Raw genomic sequence first — 20,260 nt, 5'->3', positions numbered from 1 at the left:
ACCTCAACCTAACACCGGGGCTGATCAGCGGACGGAGCCCGCACGGGCAGCAGTTCGGGCCGCTTGGCCCGCCTGCCGTCACCGGAGGACCTGCCCCGCACGCGCCGGACGAGCCAGGGGCCCAGGAAGGTGCCGGCCCAGCGCAGTTCGGTGCCGACGGACCGCAGGGCGGAGCCCTCGCGCACGGCGGCGGGCGGGGGCTCGGGACGCCTGCCGTCGTCGGGGAGGCCGAGCGCGTCGGCGACCATGGTGGCGATCCAGGTGTGCCCGAACGTGCTGGCGTGCAGCCGGTCGGTGCTCCACAGGCGGGGGTCGGTGGCGAAGGCGTAGCCGGACGTCTCGGCGACCACCACGCCGTGCCGGGCCGCGGCCTCCCGGATGCGGTCGTTCAGCGCGACGGCCCGTGGGGCGAGCGGGCGGGCCATCGGGATGAGCCGGGCGACGTCGGGGAAGGTCAGGGTGGCCACGCGGGCGCCCGCGCCGGTGAGCGCCGCGAACATCGCCTCCAGATGGCCCGCCACCTCGTCGAGGTCGACGCGGGGGCGCAGCAGATCGTTCATCCCGGCGCACACGGTGGCGAGGTCGGGCTTCAGCGCGAGCGCGGGCGCCAGCTGTTCGGCCCGGATCGCTCCGGCGAGGCGGCCCCGTACGGCGAGGTTGGCGTAGGACAGCTCCGGGGAGGAGGCCGCGGCGCGCTCGGCGAGCCGGTCGGCCCAGCCACGCAGGCCCCGGACGTCGTCCCCGTCCCCCAGCCCCTCGGTCTGACTGTCACCGAGAGCGACGTACCGCAGATACGCGTGTGCCGTCATGATCGGCCCCTTCAGCCAACTACTCACCTACTAACTTTGTTGACTATAGACGATGGTGATGCGGAACGCGGCGCCCGGCCGGTTCCCGGACGTCACCTCTCCGGGGCCGCCGCCCTCACAGGACCCCGTCGGCTCGCAGGGCCTCGATCTCGGCCCGGGTGTACCCGAGTTCGGCGAGCACCCGGTCGGTGTGCTCGCCCACGGCCGGGACCGGGTCCATGCGGGGCGTGACGCCGGTGAGGTCCGCGGGCGGGATCAGGGCCGGGACGGTGATCCCGCCGGGGATCGGCACGTCCTGCCACCGGCCGCGCGCGTCGAGCACGGGGTGGGCGAGGAACTCCTCGATGTCGTTGGCCCCGGCGTTGGCGACGGCGGCGTCGTCCAGCGCCTTCATCACCTCGGCGCTCGTGGCGGCGGCGCACCGCTCGGCGACGATCGCGTCGAGTGCGTCGCGGTGGGCCACCCGGTCCGAACCGGTCGCGAAACGGGGGTCGCCGACGAGTTCGGGGGCGTGCAGGAACCGCTCGCACAGGGCGGCCCACTCGCGTTCGTTCTGCACGGAGAACAGGACGTCCTTGCCGTCGGCGCAGGTGAACGCGCCGTAGGGGGCGATGGTGGGGTGCCGGGTGCCGATCCTCGGGGGCTGGGTGCCGCCGAAGCGGGTGTAGTAGGCGGGCTGGCCCATCCATTCGGCGAGGGCCTCGAACAGCGACACCTCGACGGCGCGGGCGACCCCGGTGGTGGCCCGGGTGAACAGGGCGGTCAGGATGCCGGAGTAGGCGTACATCCCGGCCGCGATGTCGGCGACGGAGATCCCCACCCGGGCGGGCTCGCCGGGTCCGCCGGTGAGCGAGACCAGGCCGGTCTGGCACTGCACGAGCAGGTCGTACGCCTTGCGCGCGGCCCAGGGCCCGGAGGTGCCGTAGCCGGAGATCGTGCAGGGCACGAGCGAGGGATGCCGTTCGCTCAGCGCCCGCGCCCCCAGGTCCATCCGCTCGGCCGCGCCGGGAGCGAGGTTCTGCACGAACACGTCGGCGCGGGCGAGGAGTCGTTCCAGGACGCGCCGCCCGTCCGGGGCCTTCAGGTCGAGGGTGAGGGATTCCTTGGAGCGGTTCAGCCAGACGAAATAGCTGGACTCGCCGTGCACGGTCGTGTCGTACCGGCGCGCGAAGTCCCCCTCCCCCGGCCGCTCCACCTTGATGACCCGCGCCCCGAGGTCGGCCAGTTGCCGGGTCGCGTACGGCGCGGCGACCGCCTGCTCGACGCTGACGACGGTGATCCCGGCCAGGGGCGGGGCGTCGGGGTGCTGCGGCATACGGGACCTCCGTCGGGCTGAACCGGACCGATCTGCTGGGGCCTCCACATGGTGCTGGGGCCTCCACATGGTCACGCATGCCCGGGTCCGCCGGACAGGACGGGGCGGGTGAGGCCGACCGGTCCCGGTGCGGGGGTCGTTCGGCCCCTGTGGGGCGGGCGCCTGGTGACGGGATCGTGAGAACGGTTCAGGGTGCGGCGAGGATCTCCTCGCCGTGGGGAGCGGCTGCCGCCGCGTGGTCGGGGTGCGACGTCGTGCCCCCCGTCCGACGGCGACGCGGCGGTATGCCCTTCCCCGTCCCGCCCACCGGCACCGGCGGCCACCGGATCAGGACGGCATCTGTGCAAGAGCGACACACAGGCTGCACACCGCCCGGTGAAAGGGCCGCTACCGTTCAGGCCGTTCGATCCCACGTGCGATCGAGATCGGGCCACGGCAGCCGGCCGCTGGCGCAGTCGAGTCAGGAAAACCACGGATGGACTACTGCTCCACGTGCCGTCGGCATCTCAACGGCGCCCTGGTGTGCCCCGGTTGCGGCGCCCACACCCCGCAGCACGCCCCGCTGCCGTACGAGATGTGGCGGGACTCCGCCGCGCACACCGGTGACGGTCTCCCCCCGCTGCGGGAGCCGGAGGTCCCGGTGGATGACGTGTCCCCGTACGACGGTCCGGACTCCGCGCCGCCCGCGCCGACGGGCCGGGCGGCCCGGCGGCGACAGCGGGTCCGCTGGCGGAAGACCCAGCGGCGCGCCCTGGTGGCGACGGCGGTGGCGCTGGTCGGCGGCGGTCTGACCGTCGCCTCGATGGAGCGGCAGTCCACCGACCGGACCCAGGCCGCCGCCGCGCCCGACAGTGAGGCCATGGGCATCGCGGAGAAGCAGGTCGCCGACCCCACCGGAGCGGTCCCGGAGCAGCCGGCCGCGCGGCGGACCGAGGCCGACCGCTCCCCCGCCCGTACGTCCTCGGCCAACTCCCCGCGCGAGCAGTCGGCGACGACCCCGCAGGCCACACCGGCCGCCCGGAGCGTCCGGATCGTCCAGCGGGACACGCTCTCCTCCGCCGCGACCGAGGCGGCCGGCTCCGTCGGGTCGACGGCGGCCTCCGCGGCCTCCGGCGTCGCGGGGACCGTCACGGAGACGACGGCCACGCCCGCCCCGAGCGCCACCGGGACCGCGACCGGCGACGCCTCGGACACCTCGGACACCTCGACGGCGAGCCCGGCCCCCACGGCCACCGAGACCGCGTCCACGGGGCTGTGCCTGCTGGTGATCTGCATCGGCTGACGCCCCTGCCCCGCACGTCCGCTTCTGGCCCAACGGGCACGATATCTGCCCAGGTCAGAGTCGGTCCTGACCGGTTTCTACGCACCTTCGGCTGACGCCTCGCCGAAGCCCTCATCACCGCCCCCCGGTGCCGCTAGCATCGGCCGCGCCGGAGCCGGGGCGGGCACCGCCACCGGTGTGCCCCGGCGAGACCTCGGCAGGGCGAAGGGGGACCGGTCATGACGACGTCACCGGTGGACGAGCAGGATCCGCGGGCCAGGCTGCGCGACCTGGAGGCGATGCTGGACGCGCTCGGCGACCACGCCGTCGTCAAGCTGGGCCCGGGCGGTGAGGTGGTCCGGTGGAGCGGCAGCGCCCGCGCGCTGACCGGGTACGCCGAGGACGAGGTCATGGGACGGCCGCTGTCCCTGCTGCGCACCGAGGAGGACCGGGTCGCCGGGCTCCTGGAGCAGGAACTGGAGTCGGTACGGCAGGACGGCCGGCGCGAGTTCCAGGGCTGGTGGGTGCGCAGGAGCGGCGAGCGGTTCCTGGCGCACGTCAGCCTGACACCGGTCACCGACGACGACGGCACGGTCACCGGGTTCGTGAAGGTCCTCAAGGACGCCACGGAGTCCGCGCGGGTCGAGTCGCTCTTCCACGGGTTGCTGGAGTCCGCGCCGGACGCCATGGTCATCGTCGGCCCCGACGCCCGGATCGTCCTGGTCAACCGGCAGGCGGAGGCCCTGTTCGGCTTCACCCGCGACGAGTTGACCGGGCGGGAGATCGAGGTGCTCGTGCCGCGGCGGTTCCGGGAGCGCCATGTCGGGCACCGCGACGGCTTCCTCTCCAGCCCCCAGGTACGACCGATGGGCGCGGGTCTCGAACTGTCGGGGCTGCGCCGGGACGGCTCCGAGTTCCCCGTCGAGATCAGCCTCAGCCCCCTGGAGACCGCCGAGGGACGGCTGGTGGCCGCCGCGATCCGGGACGTCACCGACCGCCGCGAGACCGAGCAGCGGCTCCAGCGCCAGCGCGACGAGATCCTGGAGCTGTCCACGCCGGTGATCCAGGTGTGGGACAAGATCCTCGTGCTGCCGATCATCGGCACCCTCGACACCCTGCGCGCCACCCGGCTCACCGAGGGCCTGCTGGAGCGGATCGCCCAGTCGCAGGCCGAGGTGGCCATCCTGGACATCAGCGGGGTGCCCACCATCGACACCCAGGTCGCCCAGCACCTGCTGAAGACGGTGCAGGCGGCGGCGCTGATGGGCACGGCCAGCATCATGAGCGGGGTGCGCCCGGAGACCGCGCAGTCGATGGTCCATCTCGGCATCGACATGGGGCGGCTGCGCTCGCGCAACACCCTTCAGGACGCTCTCCAGTTGGCGCTGTCGCTGCTGGCCGAGCGGGCCGGTACGGCGGTCTCGGCGGCGCGTGCGCTGGCCGCCGGGGAGGGACCGTGACCGAGGACGTCGTCCCGGTCATGCGGATCGGTGACACGCTGCTGGTGGCGTTGCAGGGCGACCTGGACGACACCACGGTCATCCGGATCGAGGAGCAGCTCACCCGGGAGATCGCCCACGCCGCCGCGACGGGCATGCTGATCGACGTCAGCCGGCTGAGCGTCGTGGACTCCTTCATCGCGCGGGTGCTGGCCCGGATCGTGGCGATGATCCGGCTGCTGGGCGCGCGGGCCGCCGTGGTCGGCATCCAGCCCGCCGTCGCCATCACCCTGGTCGAACTGGGCGTGCCCATGGGCCACTTGGACACCGCGCTCAACGCCGAGCAGGGGCTGGCCCTGCTGGAGCGGCTGCACCGCGACGAGACCGGTTCGGACTGACTGACGATGCCGATCGAGACGGAGACGGCCAGGGTGACGGCCGAGTTCGACGTCGTCGACGAGTCCGACCTGATCCGGGTCCGCAAGGTGCTGCGCACCGAGGCACAGGCGACCGGGCTGGGCCTCGTCGACACGACGAAGCTGATCACGGCGGGCAGTGAACTCGCCCGCAACATCCTCAACTACGCCACCGACGGCCGCGGCAGACTCACCGTCGAGCAGGTCGTCCACCGGGGCAGGCGGGGCGTCAGGGCCACGTTCGGCGACGCGGGACCGGGCATCGAGGACGTCGACCTGGCGATGACCGACGGTTTCAGCAGCCGCGGCAGCCTGGGCCTCGGCCTGCCGGGCGCCCGCCGGCTGGTGGACGACATGTCCCTGGAGTCGGCGGCCGGTTCGGGCACGACCGTCGTCATCGTGAAGTGGCAGCGGTGAACGGCCGGGTCCGTGGTGGCCGCCGCGAGCGGCGAGCTGACGTGGTGACGCGGGTGAGCGGAGGGGGCCCGTGGCCATGCCGGCAAGCAGAGGCCGCCCATGCTGACGCGGGTGAGCTGGGACGGCCCGTCGTGACGCCGAGGAACGAAGGCCGGCCGTGGTGACACCGGTGAACGGAGGGGGCCCATGGTCGTGCCGGCGAACGGAGGCTGCCCGTGCTGACGCGGGTGAGCTGGGACGGCCCGTCGTGAAGCCGAGGCACCAAGGCCGGCCGTGGTGACGTCGAGGAACGGAGGGGGCCGGTGGTCCTCCGCTGTGCGCAAGGGGGTCCCGTGCTGACGTCGGTGATCGGCGGCCCGCACCGCCGCTGTGCGGTCGGGGCCGAGGAGGACGTGGGCGCGCTGCGCCGCGCGGTGTCCCGGATCGCCGACGGACAGCCCGGACTGCGGCCCGGGGCGGGCGAGTTGGTGGCCACGGAGCTCGGCACCAACCTCCTGCGGCACGCCCACCCCGGCGGCTGGGTGCTGGTGCGGCGCTGCGGTGACGGCATCGAGCTGATCTCCGTCGACCAGGGCCCGGGGCTGGCCCCGGGGGCGCTCGCGCCGGGTGCGGGCACGGCCGTGCTCCCGGTGCGCGGGGGCGGGTTGAGCGCCGGGCTCAATGTCGTGCGACGGTACGCGGCGGAGTTCGACTGCTACTCCACGCGCGGCGGCACGGTCGTCTACGCCCGGCTCGGCACCGTCGACCCGGGCACGGCGGGCCGGTGGCGGTTCGGCGGTGTGGAGGTGCCGCGGGGCGGGGAGGGCGAGTCGGGGGACGCGTGGGCGGTGGCGCCGGACGTGGCGGCGGAGGGCCTCGCGGCCGTGGTCGTGGACGGTCTCGGGCACGGTCCGGCCGCTGCCGTGGCGGCCGGTGCCGCGATCGGCGCCTTCGCCCAGGACCCGGCAGGCGAGCTCGACGCCCTGTTCCGGCGCTCCCACGAGGCGATGCGGGTCACACGGGGCGGTGTGCTGGGCGCCTGCCGGATCGACCCGGCGGGCGGGACGCTGACCTACTCGGGCGTCGGCAACATCACGGGGCGGGTGCTGAGCGGTGCCCGGTCCGTGCATCTGCTGGACCGGCCGGGCACCCTCGGCACCCAGCTGGCCCAGCCCGCCGTCCGGCCGCAGACCTGCGCCTGGGAGTCCGGGGCAACGCTCGTCCTGGCCACCGACGGCATCCGCTCCGGCTGGAACCTCGACGCGCACCCGCGGCTGCTCGGGCACCATCCGGCCGTCGTCGCCGCCGTCCTGCACCGCGATCACGGGCGGCTCACCGACGACGCCACGGTTCTCGTGGTCCGTGACGGCTCCGGGGCGGCATGATGGACCGCACCCCGATCGACCGGTCCCACCTCACCTCAGGCGAAGGACGTTCAGGCATGGGGAATCCGGGCAGCCCGGGCGCACCACCCGCACCACGCGAACCTTCTTCCCCGGAGCCCGGATCGGCGCATCAGGCGCGGCTGATCGCCGAGCTGCGCGAGGAGTTGGAGGACACCAACCGGGGTCTGATCGCCCTGCACACGGAGTTGGAGAACGCCCGGCTGGCCGAGGCGCGGCTCGCGGCGATCGTCGCCTCCTCGGACGACGCCATGCTGGCCCTGGACGCCGACTGCCGGGTCAGGACGTGGAATCCGGGTGCGCGGCGGCTGCTCGGGCACAGCGAGCGGGACATCGCGGGGCAGCCGGTCGACCTGTTGATGCCGGACGCGGCGCGGGGCGCGTTCCTGGCCGCGGTGGAGCAGATTCGGGCCGGGCTGCGGGCGGAGCCGCACCAGTGCCGCTGGCGCCGGGCGGACGGCACCGAGGTCGACATGGCGGTCGTCGTGTGGGCGATGCGCGACGGCGACGGCACGCTGATCGGCTACTGCGCGACGGCCCGGGACATCACGCACCAGCTCGCCGCGCAGGCCGAGCTGGCCGCCGCCCGCGCCGAGCGCGAGGTGATGGCGGAACGGGACCGGATCGCCCGGGATCTGCACGACATGGTCATCCGGCGGGTGTTCGGCGCGGGACTGGTCCTGCAGAGCGCCGCGGCCCGGCTGCCGGCGGGCGAGACGGACCGCATCCACACGGTCATCGACGAACTCGACGCCACCATCAGGGAGTTGCGCACGACGATCTTCGAGCTGCATCAGCCCGGACAGAAGGCGGCCAGTCTGCGCGCCCAGGTGCTCGGCGAGACGGCCGCCGCGCACGGCCGTCTCGGGTTCGCGCCGGCCGTGGAGTTCCACGGGCCGGTCGACGCCTCGCTGCCCGACGCGACCGCCGCCCAGCTGCTCGCCGTCCTGCGCGAGGCCCTGTCCAACGCGGCCCGGCACGCGCGGGCGACCGCCGTCCACGTCCGCGTCCAGTCCGGCGCCGACCTGCTGCTGGACGTGACCGACGACGGCCGCGGCCCCGGTCCGTCGGCGCCCGGCCGGGGCGGTCTCGCCGAGCTGCGCCGGCGCACGGACCGCCTGGGCGGCACCCTCGACCTCACCGCGCGGCCCGAGGGCGGCACCCGCCTGTGCTGGCGGATACCGCTGGGCCGCGCGGAGCCGTGACTCACGCCCAGGCGGTCACCGGCGTGAAGGAGCTGTCCTGCCGGAAGGTGTCGGTGCCGTCGGAGCGGTCCAAGCGCAACTGGTAGCTGTAGTGGCGCAGGTAGTAGCCGGGGTAGTTGTACGACTCGAAGCGGAGGGACCCGGTGGCCGTGCCCGTGCGGGCGACGAAGGTGGCGTCCTTGGCGAAGGTGGTCGTGGAGTCGTTGGCGTCGAAGCGGGCGCGGTAGTTGTAGTGGCGCAGGTAGTTGCCGGAGGAGTCGCGGAAGGAGTAGCCGTTGGAGTCGGCGAGTCCGGCGACGACCGTGAAGGTGGAGGCGGTCTTCTCGGTGCTGGTGCTGGAGCTGGTGACCACCGGGAGGTTGAGCAGCGAGGACTGCGTCTGCCAGTAGCGGGTGGTGTAGTTGACCGACTGGAAGGAGCGGGTGACGTTCTTCGCGAGCGAGGGGCCGCCCGAGACGGTCTCCTTGATGACGGTGAAGTGCCGTGCGGTGCCGGAGATCACGGGCAGGGCGACCGGCGTGGACCAGGTCGCGAAGGTGTCGTAGCTGTCGCTGTAGTAGTAGGTGCCGTCACCGTAGCCGTCGAAGAAGAGCCGCCAGCCGCCGTTGTCGAGCTGGACGAGGGCGGGGCCCTCCCGGTAGCTGCCCCAGCCGGCCCAGTCACCCGTCTTCGAGATCGTGTAGGGGCCGGTGAGCGCGGAGGCCGTGGCGTACTCGATGTACTTGGTCGTCTCGTTCTTCGTGAACGCGTGATAGGTCGAGCCGATCTTCACGAGGAACGTGTCGATGTGGTTGGAGCCGATCCCGGAGAGGGCGACCGGTGAACTCCAGGCCGTGAGGGCGGTGTTCGTCGCCTTCAGCAGATACGGGGTGAAGATCCACTCGTCGCTGGTGACCGAGCAGGACACGATGATGTTGACGCTGCCGTCGCTGTCGACGAACCACTCGGGCGCCCAGGCCCGGGAGAGGCTGGTGATGGGGACCGTGTAGTCGTACAGGAAGGTCCAGTTGACGCGGTCGGAGCTGCGGGCGAAACCGATGGTGGTGCTGGTGTCCTGCCAGGTGTGGGTGGTGTAGGTGACGTAGTAGTAGCCGTCGGTGTGCTTGAAGACGCTGGCGTCGCGGATGCGGTTGCTGGGCGGCGTGTACGCGGAGGACTGGACGAGCCGGAAGTCGATGGCGTCGTCGGACTGGTAGACGTTCACGGTGCCGTCGTTGCTGTTGAGGAACGGCACGATCGTGTAGCGGGTGGCGTTGCCGCTCGCGGGCGCGGCGGCGTACGCGGCGCCCGGCAGTTCGCCCAGCAGGACGGCCGAGGCGGGCAGGGCCGCCATCGCGCGCAGCAGGGTGCGGCGGGACGGGGCGGGGGGACGTGTGGTCACGGGCGGCTCTCCCTCGGGCTCGGACTCGTTCCTGACGCGGCTCATGCGTCCGACATCCCGAACGCAGTTCGGAAAGTCGGTCAGAAGGTAGGGGTGGGGCTGGTGCGCGTCAATGGTTTGCGCACGACACGGAAGCGCCCCGGAGTTCCCGTTCGAGGAGCCGAACTCCCGCCTCTGACAAGGGCGTTCCGCCACAGACCCCGCACAGGTTACTGTGCGGTACGACGATGGAGGTGGCGCCTCATGACGTTCGAACCGTCCGCGGGTCTCGCGGAGTCCGCCCGTGCGCTGGCCGACGGCGAGGTGTCCTCCCGCACCCTGGTGGAACGGGCCCTGGCCCGGATCGGGGCGACGCAGCCGACGCTCAACGCCTTCCGTGTCGTGCGGGCCGAGGCGGCGCTCGCCGAGGCGGACGCGGCGGACCGAGAGCTGGCCGCCGGGGTGCGCCGACCGCTGCTCGGGGTGCCGGTCGCCGTCAAGGACGACATGGACGTGGCGGGCGAGCCGACCGCGTTCGGCTGCCGGGGCGACTTCCCCGCCGTCGCCGAGGACGGGGAGGCGGTACGGCGGTTGCGGGCGGCCGGGGCGGTCGTCGTCGGCAAGACCAACACCTGCGAGTTCGGTCAGTGGCCCTTCACCGAGGGGCCCGCCTTCGGGGCGACCCGCAATCCGTGGAACCAGGAGCACACGCCGGGCGGCTCGTCGGGCGGGTCGGCCGTCGCCGTGGCCGCGGGGCTGGTGCCCGCCGCGCTCGGCTCGGACGGCGCCGGATCGGTGCGCATCCCGGCCTCCTGGACCCATCTGGTCGGCATCAAGCCGCAGCGCGGGCGGATCTCCACCTGGCCGCGCGGCGAGTCCTTCCAGGGCATCACCGTCAACGGGACCCTGGCCCGCACGGTCGCCGACGCCGCGCTCCTGCTCGACGCGGCGAGCGGCAACCACGCCCGCGACCCGCACCGGCCGCCGGCCGTCGACGCGTCCGCCGCCGCCCGGCGCGACCCCGGCAAGCTGCGCGTCGCGCTCTCCCTCAAGCCGCCGTTCACCGCGCTCCCGGCCAGGCTCCACCCGGAGGTCCGCGCCCGGGTCGTCGAACTGGCCGAGCGGCTCGCCGCGTTGGGCCACACCGTCGAGGAGGCCGACCCGCCGTACGGGCGGATCGGGCTGACGTTCGTCCCGCGTGCGACCGTCGGGCTCGCCGAACGGGTCGGCGAGGCGCCCTTCCCGGCACTGCTCGACCGGCGCACCCGCGACGCCGCCCGCCTCGGACGGCTGCTGGGCGGTGCGCCGCTGCGGGCCGCGCGCCGCGCGGAAGCGGTGCTGCACCGCCGTATCGGCACCTTCCTGACCGCCTACGACGTGGTCCTCGCGCCCACCACGGCCGCTCCCCCGCCCCGCGTCGGGGCGCTGCTGGACCTGGGCGGGCTCGCCACCGACCGGGCGATGATCGCGGCCTGTCCGTACGCGTGGCCGTGGAACGTGCTGGGCTGGCCGGGCGTGAACGTGCCCGCGGGGTTCGTCCGAGGACTGCCCGTCGGGGCGCAGTTGCTCGGCCCGGCCGGCAGCGAGCCGCTGCTGGTGTCGCTGGCCGCTCAGCTGGAGGCGGAGCTGCGCTGGCACGAGGCGTGGCCGGGGATCGGCGCCGGCTCACCGGCCGCCTGACGGCTGCGGCCCCGTACCCTGGCCTCATGGGGGACGCGTCGATGGTCGGGCTGATGGGACGGGTGACCGGAACGGTCGGGCCGGGGCTGGTCGGTGAGGTGATCGTGCGGGTGCGCGGAGGTGCCGAGCACTTCCTGGCGTACCCGGCCCCCGGGAGCGGGCGGATCGAGCGCGGCACCGTGGTGATGGTCGTGGAGTACCAGGCACCGCGCACCGTCTACGTGCAGGCCGCATACGACAGTTGAGCAAGCTTTGTCGCAGGTGAGAGCCGTATGCGTCAAGGTTGTGACAAGGATCCGTCAGCGTCTGTACCTGGCGTCCCGGCAGGCGCACACTCCCTTCGTTCGGTGCCGAGAGGGCACCATCCAAAGGGGGCGAATGCCGATGGTCGTCGGCGTCGTTGCGGGGGTGGCGGTTGCCGCCGTCCTCGTGTTGATCGGTGTGTTCAAGATGATGTGGCGGGTCGCCGAACCCAACGAGGCGCTCATCATCTCCGGTTCCAAGCACCGGACCGAGGGCCTCGAGGAGGGCATGGGTTTCCGGATCGTCACGGGGCGCGGGACGCTGGTGCTGCCCGGCGTCCAGGCGGTGCGCAAACTCTCGCTCGACCTCAACGAGACCGAACTGCACGTGGACTGCGTGACCCATCAGGGCATCCCGCTGAAGGTGCGGGGCGTCGTCATCTTCAAGGTGGGCGACGACTTCGTGTCGATCGCCAACGCGGGCCGCCGTTTCCTGGACCAGCAGAAGCTGATGTCGGAGCGGGTGCACAACGTCTTCGCCGGTCATCTGCGGTCCATCGTGGGCGGGTTGACGGTCGAGGACATGATCCGCGACCGGGACAAGCTGACCGGGCAGACCCGGGCGGCGTGCGGCACGGAGATGGAGAAGCTGGGTCTGATCGTCGACTCGCTGCAGATCCACGAGATCGAGGACCCGACCGGGTACATCCAGAACCTGGCGATGCCGCACGCGGCGGCCGTGCAGCGCGACGCGCGGATCGCCCAGGCGGAGGCCAACCGCCTGGCCACGGAGGCCGAGCAGCAGTCGTTCGCGCGGATGGCGGAGGCCACCCGGGACAGCGAGATCCTCCAGGCCGGCTACCAGGCCGAGCGCGACAAGGCCGCCGCCAAGGCCCGTCAGGCGGGACCGCTGGCCGACGCGGGCGCCCGGCAGGAGGTCGTCGTCCAGGAGACCCGGGTCGCCGAACTGGAGGCGCACCGGCGCGAACAGCAGCTCCAGGCCGATGTGCGCAAACCGGCGGACGCGAAGGCGTACGAGAAGCGGACGCTGGCCGAGGCCGAGCGCGACGTCAGGATCTCGGCGGCGCAGGCCAAGGCCAAGGAGACCGAGCTGGCCGCGGCGGCGGAGGCGACCCGGGTCAAGACGGCCGCGGGCGCCGAGGCCGAGGCGACCAAGACGCGCGGTACGGCGTCGGCCTCGGCCACCCGGGCCACGGGTGAGGCGGAGGCCGCGGCGGCCCAGGCCAAGGGGCTCGCGCAGGCCGAGGCGACCCGGGCCAAGGGGCTCGCGGAGGCGGAGGCCATCAAGGCGCGCGCGGCGGCGCTGGCCGAGAACCAGGAGGCCGTGGTCGCCCAGCAACTCGCCGAGAACTGGCCGGAGATCGTGCGGGCGGGCGCGTCCGCGTTCGGCAACGTCGACAACATGGTCGTCCTCAACGGGGCGGACGGCGTCTCGGACATGCTGGCCAAGGCGCTCACCATGGGCGGCACCGGACTGGGGCTGGCGCGTCAGCTGCTCGCGTCGATGAACCAGAACGGCCAGGCACCGGAGGGGACTTCGGCCCTCAACGGGACCTCGGCGCCGCCGAAGTCGCAGAAGGTTCCGGTCCAGGAGAACTGAGCCGGGACCGAACCGGGACTGATCCGGACTCATCCGGAACCGAGCCGCGGGAGCGGCACGGGGGCACCCTGAGAGAGCCTGCGGCCCAGGCTTTAGGGTGCCCCCGTGACTGCGTTTACCGATGACAACCCCGGCCGCTCCGGCCCCACCGCGACCACCGAGGCCGACGCCCGCCAGGTGGGCCGGGTGCGGACCGAGTACTCCCCCGCCCACGACGGCGACCCCGACCCCGGCGAGATCGTCTGGACCTGGGTGCCCTACGAGGAGAACGACGGGCGTGGCAAGGACCGGCCGGTGCTGGTCGTCGCCCGTGAGGCGGCCGGGACCGTGCTGGCCGTGCAGCTGTCCAGCAAGCGGCACGACGGCGACCGCGAGTGGGTGCCGATCGGCAGCGGCCCCTGGGACCGCACCGGCCGGGACTCCTGGGTGGACGTGGACCGCATCCTGCGACTGCACGAGGACGGCATGCGGCGCGAGGCGTGCGCGCTGGACCGGGGCCGCTTCAACCTGGTCAGGCAGCGGCTGCACGAGCGCTACGGCTGGACCTGAGCGACGGCGGGGCCGTGGGGCGCCGGGTGCCCCTCAGCCGCCGAGCACCTTCTCGAAGGCGCCCCGCACCACGGCGCCGCGCGTGCGGTCCAGCACGCCGAACACCACGTGCTCGAAGGTGCGGGAGAACCGTCCGTCGGGCCCGAGCAGGGCGTGGAAGGCCTCCGCGACCCGCGCCGGGTCGTTCTGGAACACCCCGCATCCCCAGGCGCCCAGCACCAGCCGCCGGTACCCTTCGGCCGCCGCGACCTCCAGGACCCGTTCGGCGCGGACGTCGAGGGCGCGCGGGATCTCGCCCTCGCGCTCGGGTGCCGTCCGCCGTACGACGCCCGCGTTGGGGGCGGCGGCGGTCAGGAAGCCGGCCGCGTAGGGCGTGTCGAGGAGGTCTCCGCGGTCGTCGCGGAAGACGGGCACGGCCGGTGAGTGGATGACACGGTCCGTGTAGAACGGGTCGCGGTGGGCGCGGTGGTGCTCGTAGAACGCGCGGGCCTCGCGGACGCAGACGTACAGCGCGGAGGCCCGGCACAGGGCCTCCTCCTGGGCCTGGGCGCCGTTCAGGTAGCCGCCGCCCGGGTTGCGGGCCGAGGCGAAGTTCAGGACGGCGACCCGGCCGCCGACCCGGTGTGCGGCCTCCAGGCTGCTCTCGCCGGTGACCTCGACGGACAGCGCGGTCCCGGGCACCGGGGGCACCGGCACGGGTGCGGGCCCGTACAGGCGTGTCCCGGCGCGTGCCGCCGCCACCTGGGCGGCGATGTCGACCTCGTGTCCGGCGGCCGTGCGATAGCGGCCGGACCCGACGATCCGCTCCGTCTCCGTGGCGATGCCGCGCAGGCGCGCGCTCATGGCGCCACCCCCGTGGGCGCCATGGCCGCGCGCCGTGCGCGCTCCCCCGTCGTGCTCATGCAGGCATCCTGAGCGATGCTGGTGATGCGGTGCAACGGAGTTTCCGGGCCCGGAGAACACCTCGGGAACACCCCGACAACGCCCAGGGAACACGGCTTCCCGGCCCCGAATGCGGCGATGTGCACCCTTGTGCGAATCGCCGCGAGGGTTTTGGGTGGGACGAGCGATGCCGGGCCGGTCCGACACAACGCGGGCCGGTGTCGAGCGGCATCCCAGGAGGATCCCGACATGTCAGATTCGGCAACCGACTGCGGCGACTGTACGGAACCCCGTACCGCGCTGTCAGAGGCCGAGGTGGAGGCCCTGGTCAGGGGCATCTGCTTCAAGACCGGCCCGCCCCGCACCCTCGGGGTCGAGGTCGAATGGCTCGTCCATGAGCTGCGCACGCCGCAGCTCCCCGTGACACCCGAACGACTCGAAGCGGCCTACGCCGCGCTGCGGGCCGTGCCCCTGAGGTCGGCGCTCACCGTCGAACCCGGTGGCCAGCTGGAGCTGAGCTCCCCGCCCGCCGCCTCGCTCACCGAGGTCATCGGCACTCTCTCGGCCGACCTCGACACCGTCCGCACCGCCCTCACCGGGCACGGACTGGGCCTCGTCGGCCTCGGCCACGATCCCTGGCACTCGCCCCGCCGCTTCCTGCACGAGCCGCGCTACGACGCGATGGAGGCGTGCTTCGACCGCACCGGCACCGGCCCGGCGGGCCGCGCCATGATGTGCACCTCCGCCTCCGTGCAGGTCTGCCTGGACGCCGGGCACGAGGAGCCGGGCCCGCTCGGGCACGGGCGGCGCTGGTGGCTCGCGCACCAGCTGGGCGCGGTCCTGGTGGCGGCGTTCGCCAACTCGCCGCTGGTCGGCGACGAGCCCACGGGCTGGCTCTCCACCCGCCAGCTCCGGTGGACGGAGATCGGCGCGGGCCGCGCGGGCGCGCCCCCGCTGACCGGCGACCCGCGCACGGCCTGGGCCCGGCACGTGCTGGACTCCCCGGTGATGTGCATCCGGCGGGACGGGCGGGACTGGGAGGTCCCGGACTCGATGACGTTCCGTGAGTGGACCCGCTCCGGCTCGCCGAGGCCGCCCACCCGGGAGGACCTCGACTACCACCTCACGACGCTGTTCCCGCCGGTCAGGCCGCGCGGCCACATCGAGCTGCGCATGATCGACGCCCAGCCCGGCGAGGACGGCTGGATCGTGCCCGTCGCCGTGACGACGGCCCTGTTCGACGACCCGGAGGCCGCCGAGACCGCCTACCGGGCCGTGAAACCGCTCGCCGAACGGTCGCTGGGGCTGCCCGCCCCGCACAACCCGCTGTGGCTCGACGCGGCCCGTACGGGGCTCGCCGACCCGGAGCTGCACGAGGTCGCCGTCGCGTGCTTCGCCGCCGCGATCGAGGCGCTGCCCCGGATCGGGGCCGAGGAGACGGTGGTGGACGCCGTCGCCGCCTACGCCGAGCGGTACGTGAACCGAGGCCGCTGCCCCGCCGACGAGCTGCTGGACCGGCAGTACGGGAAGGAACTGAGCACATGACCGACGCCGACGCCCTGCGGGAGCGGGCGCTGACGACGCTGACCACCGCCCGCGACCGCACGACGCTGCTCACGAGCTGCGTGGACGACCCCGAACTGACCGCTCAGCACTCGCCGTTGATGTCGCCGCTGGTGTGGGACCTGGCCCACATCGGCAACCAGGAGGAGCTCTGGCTGCTGCGCAACGTCGCGGGCCGGGAGGCGATGCGCCCGGAGATCGACGGCCTGTACGACGCCTTCGAGCACCCGCGCGCGGAGCGGCCCAAGCTGCCGCTGCTGCCGCCCGAGGAGGCGCGCCGGTACGCGGCGGAGGTGCGCGGCCGGGTGACGGACCTGCTGGAGTCCACGGCGTTCCACGGGACCCGGCTGACGGAGGCGGGCTTCGCGTTCGGGATGATCGCTCAGCACGAACAGCAGCACGACGAGACGATGCTGATCACCCATCAGCTCCGCACCGGCCCCCAGGCCCTGACGGCCCCCGACCCGGACCCGGCGCCGCTGCACACCGGCCCCGCCGAAGTCCTCGTCCCCGGGGGCCCGTTCACCATGGGCACCTCGGACGAGCCGTGGGCGCTGGACAACGAACGTCCCGCGCACATACGGGAGGTGGCGTCGTTCCGCATCGACACGGCACCGGTCACCTGTGGCGCCTACCGGGAGTTCATCGAGGACGGCGGCTACCGGACCGAACGCTGGTGGGCCCCGGCCGGCTGGGACCACATCCGCGCGCACTCGATCGACGCGCCGCTGTTCTGGCGCCGCGACGGGAACCAGTGGCTGCGGCGCCGCTTCGGCGTCACCGAGGTCGTCCCGTCCGACGAGCCGGTGGTGCACGTCAGCTGGTACGAGGCGGACGCCTACGCCCGCTGGGCCGGGCGGCGGCTGCCGACCGAGGCCGAGTGGGAGAAGGCCGCCCGGCACGACCCGACCTCGGGCCGCTCGATGCGCTACCCGTGGGGTGACGCCGACCCGGCGCCGGAACACGCCAACCTCGGCCAGCGGCATCTGCGTCCGGCCCCGGCGGGGAGCTACCCGGCGGGCGAGTCGCCGCTCGGGGTACGCCAGTTGATCGGTGACGTGTGGGAGTGGACGGCGAGCGACTTCCTGCCCTACCCCGGGTTCCGGGCGTTCCCGTACAAGGAGTACTCGGAGGTGTTCTTCGGGTCCGAGCACAAGGTGCTGCGGGGTGGTTCGTTCGCCGTGGACGAGGTCGCCTGCCGGGGGACGTTCCGCAACTGGGACTACCCGATCCGGCGGCAGATCTTCTCCGGCTTCCGCACCGCCCGCTCCGCGGAGGGTCTCTGATGTGCCGTCACCTGGCGTATCTGGGACCGGCGGAGCCGCTCGGAACGCTCCTGGTGGAGCCGCCGCACGCGCTGTACCGCCAGTCGTGGGCACCCCGGCACCAGCGGTACGGCACGGTCAACGCCGATGGGTTCGGCGTCGGCTGGTACGCCGAGGGGGACCGCGTCCCGGCGCGCTACCGCCGGGCCGGGCCCATCTGGGCCGACCAGTCCTTCGCGGACCTCGCGCGGGTGGTGCGCTCGGGTGCGGTGCTGGCAGCCGTCCGGGACGCGACGCTCGCCGGCGCGGACGCCGAGGCCGCCGCGGCGCCGTTCGCGGGCGGTCCCTGGCTGTTCAGCCACAACGGCGCGGTCAAGGGCTGGCCGCGCTCCCTCGCCCCGCTCACCACGGCCCTCCCGGCCGCCGAGCTGCTGTCGATGGAGGCCCGCAACGACTCGGCGTTCGTCTGGGCCCTGGTCCTGGCCCGGCTGCGCGACGGCGACACGGAGGGGCAGGCGCTCGCGGACACCGTCGCGGAGGTCGCCGAGGCGGCGCCGGGCTCCCGCCTCAACCTCCTGCTCACCGACGGCGAGAGCATCGCCGCGACCACCTGGGGCGACACCCTGTGGTACCTGACGCACCCCGCTCGCGGCACCGTCGTGGCGTCCGAGCCCTACGACGACGATCCGCACTGGCGGGAGGTGCCCGACCGCACACTGCTCGCGGCGAGCCGCACCGATGTGCTGCTCACCCCGCTCAAGGAGCCGACCGACGCACCCGCACCGGCGAAGGAGCCCCGTACGTGAGCCCGTTCCGACTGACCCGCACCCTGCCCGAGGACGCCACGGAGGCCGCCCTGCGCGCCGACGTGCTCAAGGGCCTGACCAGCACCCCGAAGACGCTCCCGCCGAAGTGGTTCTACGACGCGCACGGCAGTGAACTGTTCGACCGCATCACGGAGTTGCCCGAGTACTACCCGACCCGCGCCGAACGCGAGATCCTCGTCGCCCGCGCCGCCGAGATCGCCGGGGCGTCGGGCGCCCGCACCCTCGTGGAGCTGGGCTCCGGTTCCTCGGAGAAGACGCGGTACGTCATCGACGCGCTCACCGGCCTGCACACCTATGTCCCGGTGGACGTCAGCGAGAGCGCCCTCACCCACGCCGGGCAGGCGCTGATCGCCGAGCGGCCGGGGCTCGCCGTGCACGCGCTGATCGCGGACTTCACGGCCGCGCTCGCCCTCCCGGACACTCCGGGGCCCCGGCTGATCGCCTTCCTCGGCGGCACGATCGGCAATCTGCTCCCCGCCGAGCGGTCCGACTTCCTGGCCTCGATCCGCGCCCTGCTCTCCCCCGGCGACTCGCTGCTCCTCGGCACGGACCTGGTCAAGGACGAGAAGGTGCTGGTCCGGGCGTACGACGACGCGGCGGGCGTGACGGCCGCGTTCAACAAGAACGTGCTGAGCGTCGTCAACCGCGAGCTGGGCGCCGACTTCGATCCCGGCGCCTTCGACCATGTGGCCTTGTGGGACGCGGAGCACGAGTGGATCGAGATGCGGCTGCGCTCGCGCGTCGCGCAGACCGTGAAACTGCCCGCGCTGGACCTCGCCGTCGACTTCGCGGCGGACGAGGAGCTGCACACGGAGATCTCGGCGAAGTTCCGCAAGGAGGGAGTGCGCGCCGAACTGTCCGCGGCGGGGCTGGAGTTGTCCCACTGGTGGACGGACGACGAGGGCCGGTTCGCGTTGTCGCTGAGCACCGTGCGATGACGGACCACTCGCGCTCCGCCGCCGCCTGGGGCACGGTGGAACCATGACGAATCACACCTATCGGGTGACCGAGATCGTCGGCACCTCGCCCGACGGCGTCGACCAGGCCGTCCGCAACGGCATCGCCCGCGCCTCGCAGACCCTCAGGAACCTGGACTGGTTCGAGGTGACGCAGGTGCGGGGCCAGATCGAGGACGGCGGCGTCCAGCACTGGCAGGTGGGACTCAAGGTCGGCTTCCGGCTCGACGAGTCCGACTGACCCCGGGTCCGCACGTCACCTCCTGACGTCCGGGGTCCGCACGTCAGGTCCGCCCCTCCCGTTCCTGCGCGTTCTCCAGCGTGGCGGAAGGGGCGGACCAGCGTGCCCGGACGACCGTGAACCCGGCCCGTTCGGCGCCGTCGCAGACGAGTTCGTCGTCGTCCACCAGCATCCGGATCTCCCGGGTGCGGCCGAGCCGGCGCAGGACCTCCAGCTTGGTGAGCCGGGCGGGCCGCCGGTCGTCGTTGCGCCGCATGTGCACCCGGCCCTCGGGCAGCCCCTGGGCGGCCAGCCACTCCAGCGTGTCCGCGCGGCAGCGTTCGGGGCGCCCGGTCAGATAGACGACCTCGCACTCCTCGGCGCTCTCCACGGCCAGGGCGACACCCTGGGGGATCGGCGGATCCTCGGACGCCGCGGCGAAGAACCCGGTCCAGTCGCGCGGCCGGCTCTCCAGGAAGTGCTGGCGGTGGGCGGTGTCGGCGAGGGTGTTGTCCAGGTCGAACACGGCGAGCGGGCGGCGTGCGCCGCGACTGTCGGTCACACCGTCACCCTACCCGCGACCACCTCATTGTTAATGGGAACCATTTTCATGTAGCGTCCTCGGTGCCGACCGCCCGAGGAGCGTTCCTCGGTGCCGACCGAGGAGGGTTCCCGTCATGGCTGTCCCCAAGCGGAAGATGTCCCGCAGCAACACCCGCCACCGCCGCGCCCGGTGGAAGGCCGCCACGCCGGCCCTGGTGCCCGTCACCGTCGACGGAGTGCGCCACCTCGTGCCGCAGCACCTGGTGCGGGCGTACGAGCGCGGCCTGCTGCGGCCCGAGGACTGAGCC

The 20,260-nt window shown here is 73.4% G+C and carries 21 protein-coding genes; 16 read left to right on the top strand and 5 right to left on the bottom strand.

The window, feature by feature from the left end; genetic code table 11:
- Positions 1–8: 8 nt before the first annotated feature.
- On the bottom strand, positions 9–809 hold the full coding sequence (locus tag ACIPSE_RS27390) for an SGNH/GDSL hydrolase family protein (protein ID WP_401667124.1): 801 nt from the start codon (positions 807–809) through the stop codon (positions 9–11).
- Between the two features lie 115 nt (positions 810–924).
- Positions 925–2,124, bottom strand: a complete 1,200-nt coding sequence (locus tag ACIPSE_RS27385; protein WP_401667121.1) for a CaiB/BaiF CoA transferase family protein — start codon at positions 2,122–2,124, stop codon at positions 925–927.
- Between the two features lie 475 nt (positions 2,125–2,599).
- Between ACIPSE_RS27385 and ACIPSE_RS27380 the strand changes: the two genes are divergently transcribed.
- From ACIPSE_RS27380 to ACIPSE_RS27355, 6 genes are all read left to right on the top strand, one after another.
- Positions 2,600–3,406, top strand: a complete 807-nt coding sequence (locus ACIPSE_RS27380) for a hypothetical protein (protein WP_401667118.1) — start codon at positions 2,600–2,602, stop codon at positions 3,404–3,406.
- Positions 3,407–3,624: 218 nt separating this feature from the next.
- Positions 3,625–4,845 carry a PAS domain S-box protein gene (locus tag ACIPSE_RS27375; RefSeq protein WP_401667116.1) on the top strand — a complete coding sequence of 407 codons (1,221 nt, stop codon included), beginning with the start codon at positions 3,625–3,627 and terminating at the stop codon, positions 4,843–4,845.
- Positions 4,842–5,222, top strand: coding sequence for an STAS domain-containing protein (locus ACIPSE_RS27370; protein WP_401667113.1), 381 nt, complete (start codon positions 4,842–4,844; stop codon positions 5,220–5,222). Before ACIPSE_RS27375 ends, ACIPSE_RS27370 begins: the two co-directional genes overlap by 4 nt.
- 6 nt (positions 5,223–5,228) lie before the next feature.
- Complete coding sequence (locus ACIPSE_RS27365; RefSeq protein ID WP_401667110.1) at positions 5,229–5,657, top strand: anti-sigma regulatory factor; 429 nt, start codon at positions 5,229–5,231, stop codon at positions 5,655–5,657.
- A 332-nt stretch (positions 5,658–5,989) separates the two neighbouring features.
- Positions 5,990–7,021 carry a SpoIIE family protein phosphatase gene (locus tag ACIPSE_RS27360; protein WP_401667108.1) on the top strand — a complete coding sequence of 344 codons (1,032 nt, stop codon included), beginning with the start codon at positions 5,990–5,992 and terminating at the stop codon, positions 7,019–7,021.
- Between the two features lie 56 nt (positions 7,022–7,077).
- Complete coding sequence (locus ACIPSE_RS27355) at positions 7,078–8,244, top strand: PAS domain S-box protein (protein ID WP_401667106.1); 1,167 nt, start codon at positions 7,078–7,080, stop codon at positions 8,242–8,244.
- 1 nt (position 8,245) lies between these two features.
- Here ACIPSE_RS27355 and ACIPSE_RS27350 read toward each other — a convergent pair whose 3' ends face one another.
- Entirely contained in the window at positions 8,246–9,625 is a 1,380-nt protein-coding gene (locus ACIPSE_RS27350) for a glycoside hydrolase family 43 protein (protein ID WP_401667103.1), read from the bottom strand.
- 243 nt (positions 9,626–9,868) lie between these two features.
- Between ACIPSE_RS27350 and ACIPSE_RS27345 the strand changes: the two genes are divergently transcribed.
- The 4 genes from ACIPSE_RS27345 to ACIPSE_RS27330 all read left to right on the top strand — a co-directional run bounded on the left by ACIPSE_RS27345 (position 9,869) and on the right by ACIPSE_RS27330 (position 13,696).
- Positions 9,869–11,284 (top strand): amidase, encoded by a 1,416-nt coding sequence (locus ACIPSE_RS27345; protein WP_401667101.1) that lies wholly within the window; start codon positions 9,869–9,871, stop codon positions 11,282–11,284.
- A 26-nt stretch (positions 11,285–11,310) separates the two neighbouring features.
- Positions 11,311–11,529, top strand: a complete 219-nt coding sequence (locus ACIPSE_RS27340) for a hypothetical protein (protein ID WP_401667098.1) — start codon at positions 11,311–11,313, stop codon at positions 11,527–11,529.
- Positions 11,530–11,662: 133 nt separating this feature from the next.
- The gene (locus ACIPSE_RS27335) at positions 11,663–13,147 is read left to right on the top strand and encodes a flotillin family protein (protein ID WP_401667096.1); all 1,485 of its coding nucleotides are present in this window, start codon (positions 11,663–11,665) and stop codon (positions 13,145–13,147) included.
- Between the two features lie 105 nt (positions 13,148–13,252).
- Positions 13,253–13,696 carry a type II toxin-antitoxin system PemK/MazF family toxin gene (locus ACIPSE_RS27330; RefSeq protein ID WP_401667094.1) on the top strand — a complete coding sequence of 148 codons (444 nt, stop codon included), beginning with the start codon at positions 13,253–13,255 and terminating at the stop codon, positions 13,694–13,696.
- 33 nt (positions 13,697–13,729) lie between these two features.
- Here the strand turns inward: ACIPSE_RS27330 and ACIPSE_RS27325 are convergent, their stop codons facing one another.
- Positions 13,730–14,539 (bottom strand): TIGR02452 family protein, encoded by an 810-nt coding sequence (locus ACIPSE_RS27325; protein ID WP_401667091.1) that lies wholly within the window; start codon positions 14,537–14,539, stop codon positions 13,730–13,732.
- A gap of 288 nt (positions 14,540–14,827) precedes the next feature.
- Between ACIPSE_RS27325 and egtA the strand changes: the two genes are divergently transcribed.
- From egtA to ACIPSE_RS27300, 5 genes are read left to right on the top strand one after another with little or no spacing between them, the layout of a single operon-like run.
- Positions 14,828–16,123, top strand: a complete 1,296-nt coding sequence (egtA, locus tag ACIPSE_RS27320; protein ID WP_401667089.1) for an ergothioneine biosynthesis glutamate--cysteine ligase EgtA — start codon at positions 14,828–14,830, stop codon at positions 16,121–16,123.
- Positions 16,120–17,427, top strand: a complete 1,308-nt coding sequence (egtB, locus tag ACIPSE_RS27315; RefSeq protein WP_401667086.1) for an ergothioneine biosynthesis protein EgtB — start codon at positions 16,120–16,122, stop codon at positions 17,425–17,427. The genes egtA and egtB overlap by 4 nt, the downstream gene beginning before the upstream one ends.
- Positions 17,427–18,212: an ergothioneine biosynthesis protein EgtC gene (egtC, locus tag ACIPSE_RS27310; RefSeq protein WP_401667083.1), complete on the top strand. Its 786-nt coding sequence runs from the start codon at positions 17,427–17,429 to the stop codon at positions 18,210–18,212. Before egtB ends, egtC begins: the two co-directional genes overlap by 1 nt.
- Entirely contained in the window at positions 18,209–19,171 is a 963-nt protein-coding gene (gene egtD, locus ACIPSE_RS27305; protein WP_401667080.1) for an L-histidine N(alpha)-methyltransferase, read from the top strand. The genes egtC and egtD overlap by 4 nt, the downstream gene beginning before the upstream one ends.
- A gap of 43 nt (positions 19,172–19,214) precedes the next feature.
- Complete coding sequence (locus tag ACIPSE_RS27300) at positions 19,215–19,430, top strand: dodecin (protein ID WP_401667078.1); 216 nt, start codon at positions 19,215–19,217, stop codon at positions 19,428–19,430.
- Between the two features lie 43 nt (positions 19,431–19,473).
- On the opposite strand, the gene ACIPSE_RS27295 is transcribed toward ACIPSE_RS27300, so the two are convergent.
- The gene (locus ACIPSE_RS27295; RefSeq protein WP_401667076.1) at positions 19,474–19,971 is read right to left on the bottom strand and encodes a hypothetical protein; all 498 of its coding nucleotides are present in this window, start codon (positions 19,969–19,971) and stop codon (positions 19,474–19,476) included.
- Between the two features lie 115 nt (positions 19,972–20,086).
- On the opposite strand from ACIPSE_RS27295, the gene rpmF reads away from it, so the two are divergent.
- The gene (gene rpmF, locus ACIPSE_RS27290) at positions 20,087–20,257 is read left to right on the top strand and encodes a 50S ribosomal protein L32 (RefSeq protein WP_401667073.1); all 171 of its coding nucleotides are present in this window, start codon (positions 20,087–20,089) and stop codon (positions 20,255–20,257) included.
- The last annotated feature ends 3 nt before the right edge of the window (positions 20,258–20,260 follow it).

Origin of the sequence: Streptomyces sp. NPDC090106, from assembly GCF_044747265.1 — a bacterium.
Lineage (GTDB): Bacteria > Actinomycetota > Actinomycetes > Streptomycetales > Streptomycetaceae > Streptomyces.
This window is presented reverse-complemented; position numbering and strand designations above follow the sequence as displayed.

Coding starts and splice junctions, on each gene's coding strand:
- egtA (WP_401667089.1), top strand. CDS start 14,828: ATGTCAGATTCGGCAACCGACTGCGGCGACTGTACGGAACCCCGTACC.
- ACIPSE_RS27365 (WP_401667110.1), top strand. CDS start 5,229: ATGCCGATCGAGACGGAGACGGCCAGGGTGACGGCCGAGTTCGACGTC.
- ACIPSE_RS27375 (WP_401667116.1), top strand. CDS start 3,625: ATGACGACGTCACCGGTGGACGAGCAGGATCCGCGGGCCAGGCTGCGC.
- ACIPSE_RS27325 (WP_401667091.1), bottom strand. CDS start 14,539: ATGAGCGCGCGCCTGCGCGGCATCGCCACGGAGACGGAGCGGATCGTC.
- ACIPSE_RS27345 (WP_401667101.1), top strand. CDS start 9,869: ATGACGTTCGAACCGTCCGCGGGTCTCGCGGAGTCCGCCCGTGCGCTG.
- ACIPSE_RS27390 (WP_401667124.1), bottom strand. CDS start 809: ATGACGGCACACGCGTATCTGCGGTACGTCGCTCTCGGTGACAGTCAG.
- ACIPSE_RS27340 (WP_401667098.1), top strand. CDS start 11,311: ATGGGGGACGCGTCGATGGTCGGGCTGATGGGACGGGTGACCGGAACG.
- ACIPSE_RS27300 (WP_401667078.1), top strand. CDS start 19,215: ATGACGAATCACACCTATCGGGTGACCGAGATCGTCGGCACCTCGCCC.
- rpmF (WP_401667073.1), top strand. CDS start 20,087: ATGGCTGTCCCCAAGCGGAAGATGTCCCGCAGCAACACCCGCCACCGC.
- ACIPSE_RS27380 (WP_401667118.1), top strand. CDS start 2,600: ATGGACTACTGCTCCACGTGCCGTCGGCATCTCAACGGCGCCCTGGTG.
- ACIPSE_RS27335 (WP_401667096.1), top strand. CDS start 11,663: ATGCCGATGGTCGTCGGCGTCGTTGCGGGGGTGGCGGTTGCCGCCGTC.
- ACIPSE_RS27355 (WP_401667106.1), top strand. CDS start 7,078: ATGGGGAATCCGGGCAGCCCGGGCGCACCACCCGCACCACGCGAACCT.
- egtB (WP_401667086.1), top strand. CDS start 16,120: ATGACCGACGCCGACGCCCTGCGGGAGCGGGCGCTGACGACGCTGACC.
- ACIPSE_RS27385 (WP_401667121.1), bottom strand. CDS start 2,124: ATGCCGCAGCACCCCGACGCCCCGCCCCTGGCCGGGATCACCGTCGTC.
- egtC (WP_401667083.1), top strand. CDS start 17,427: ATGTGCCGTCACCTGGCGTATCTGGGACCGGCGGAGCCGCTCGGAACG.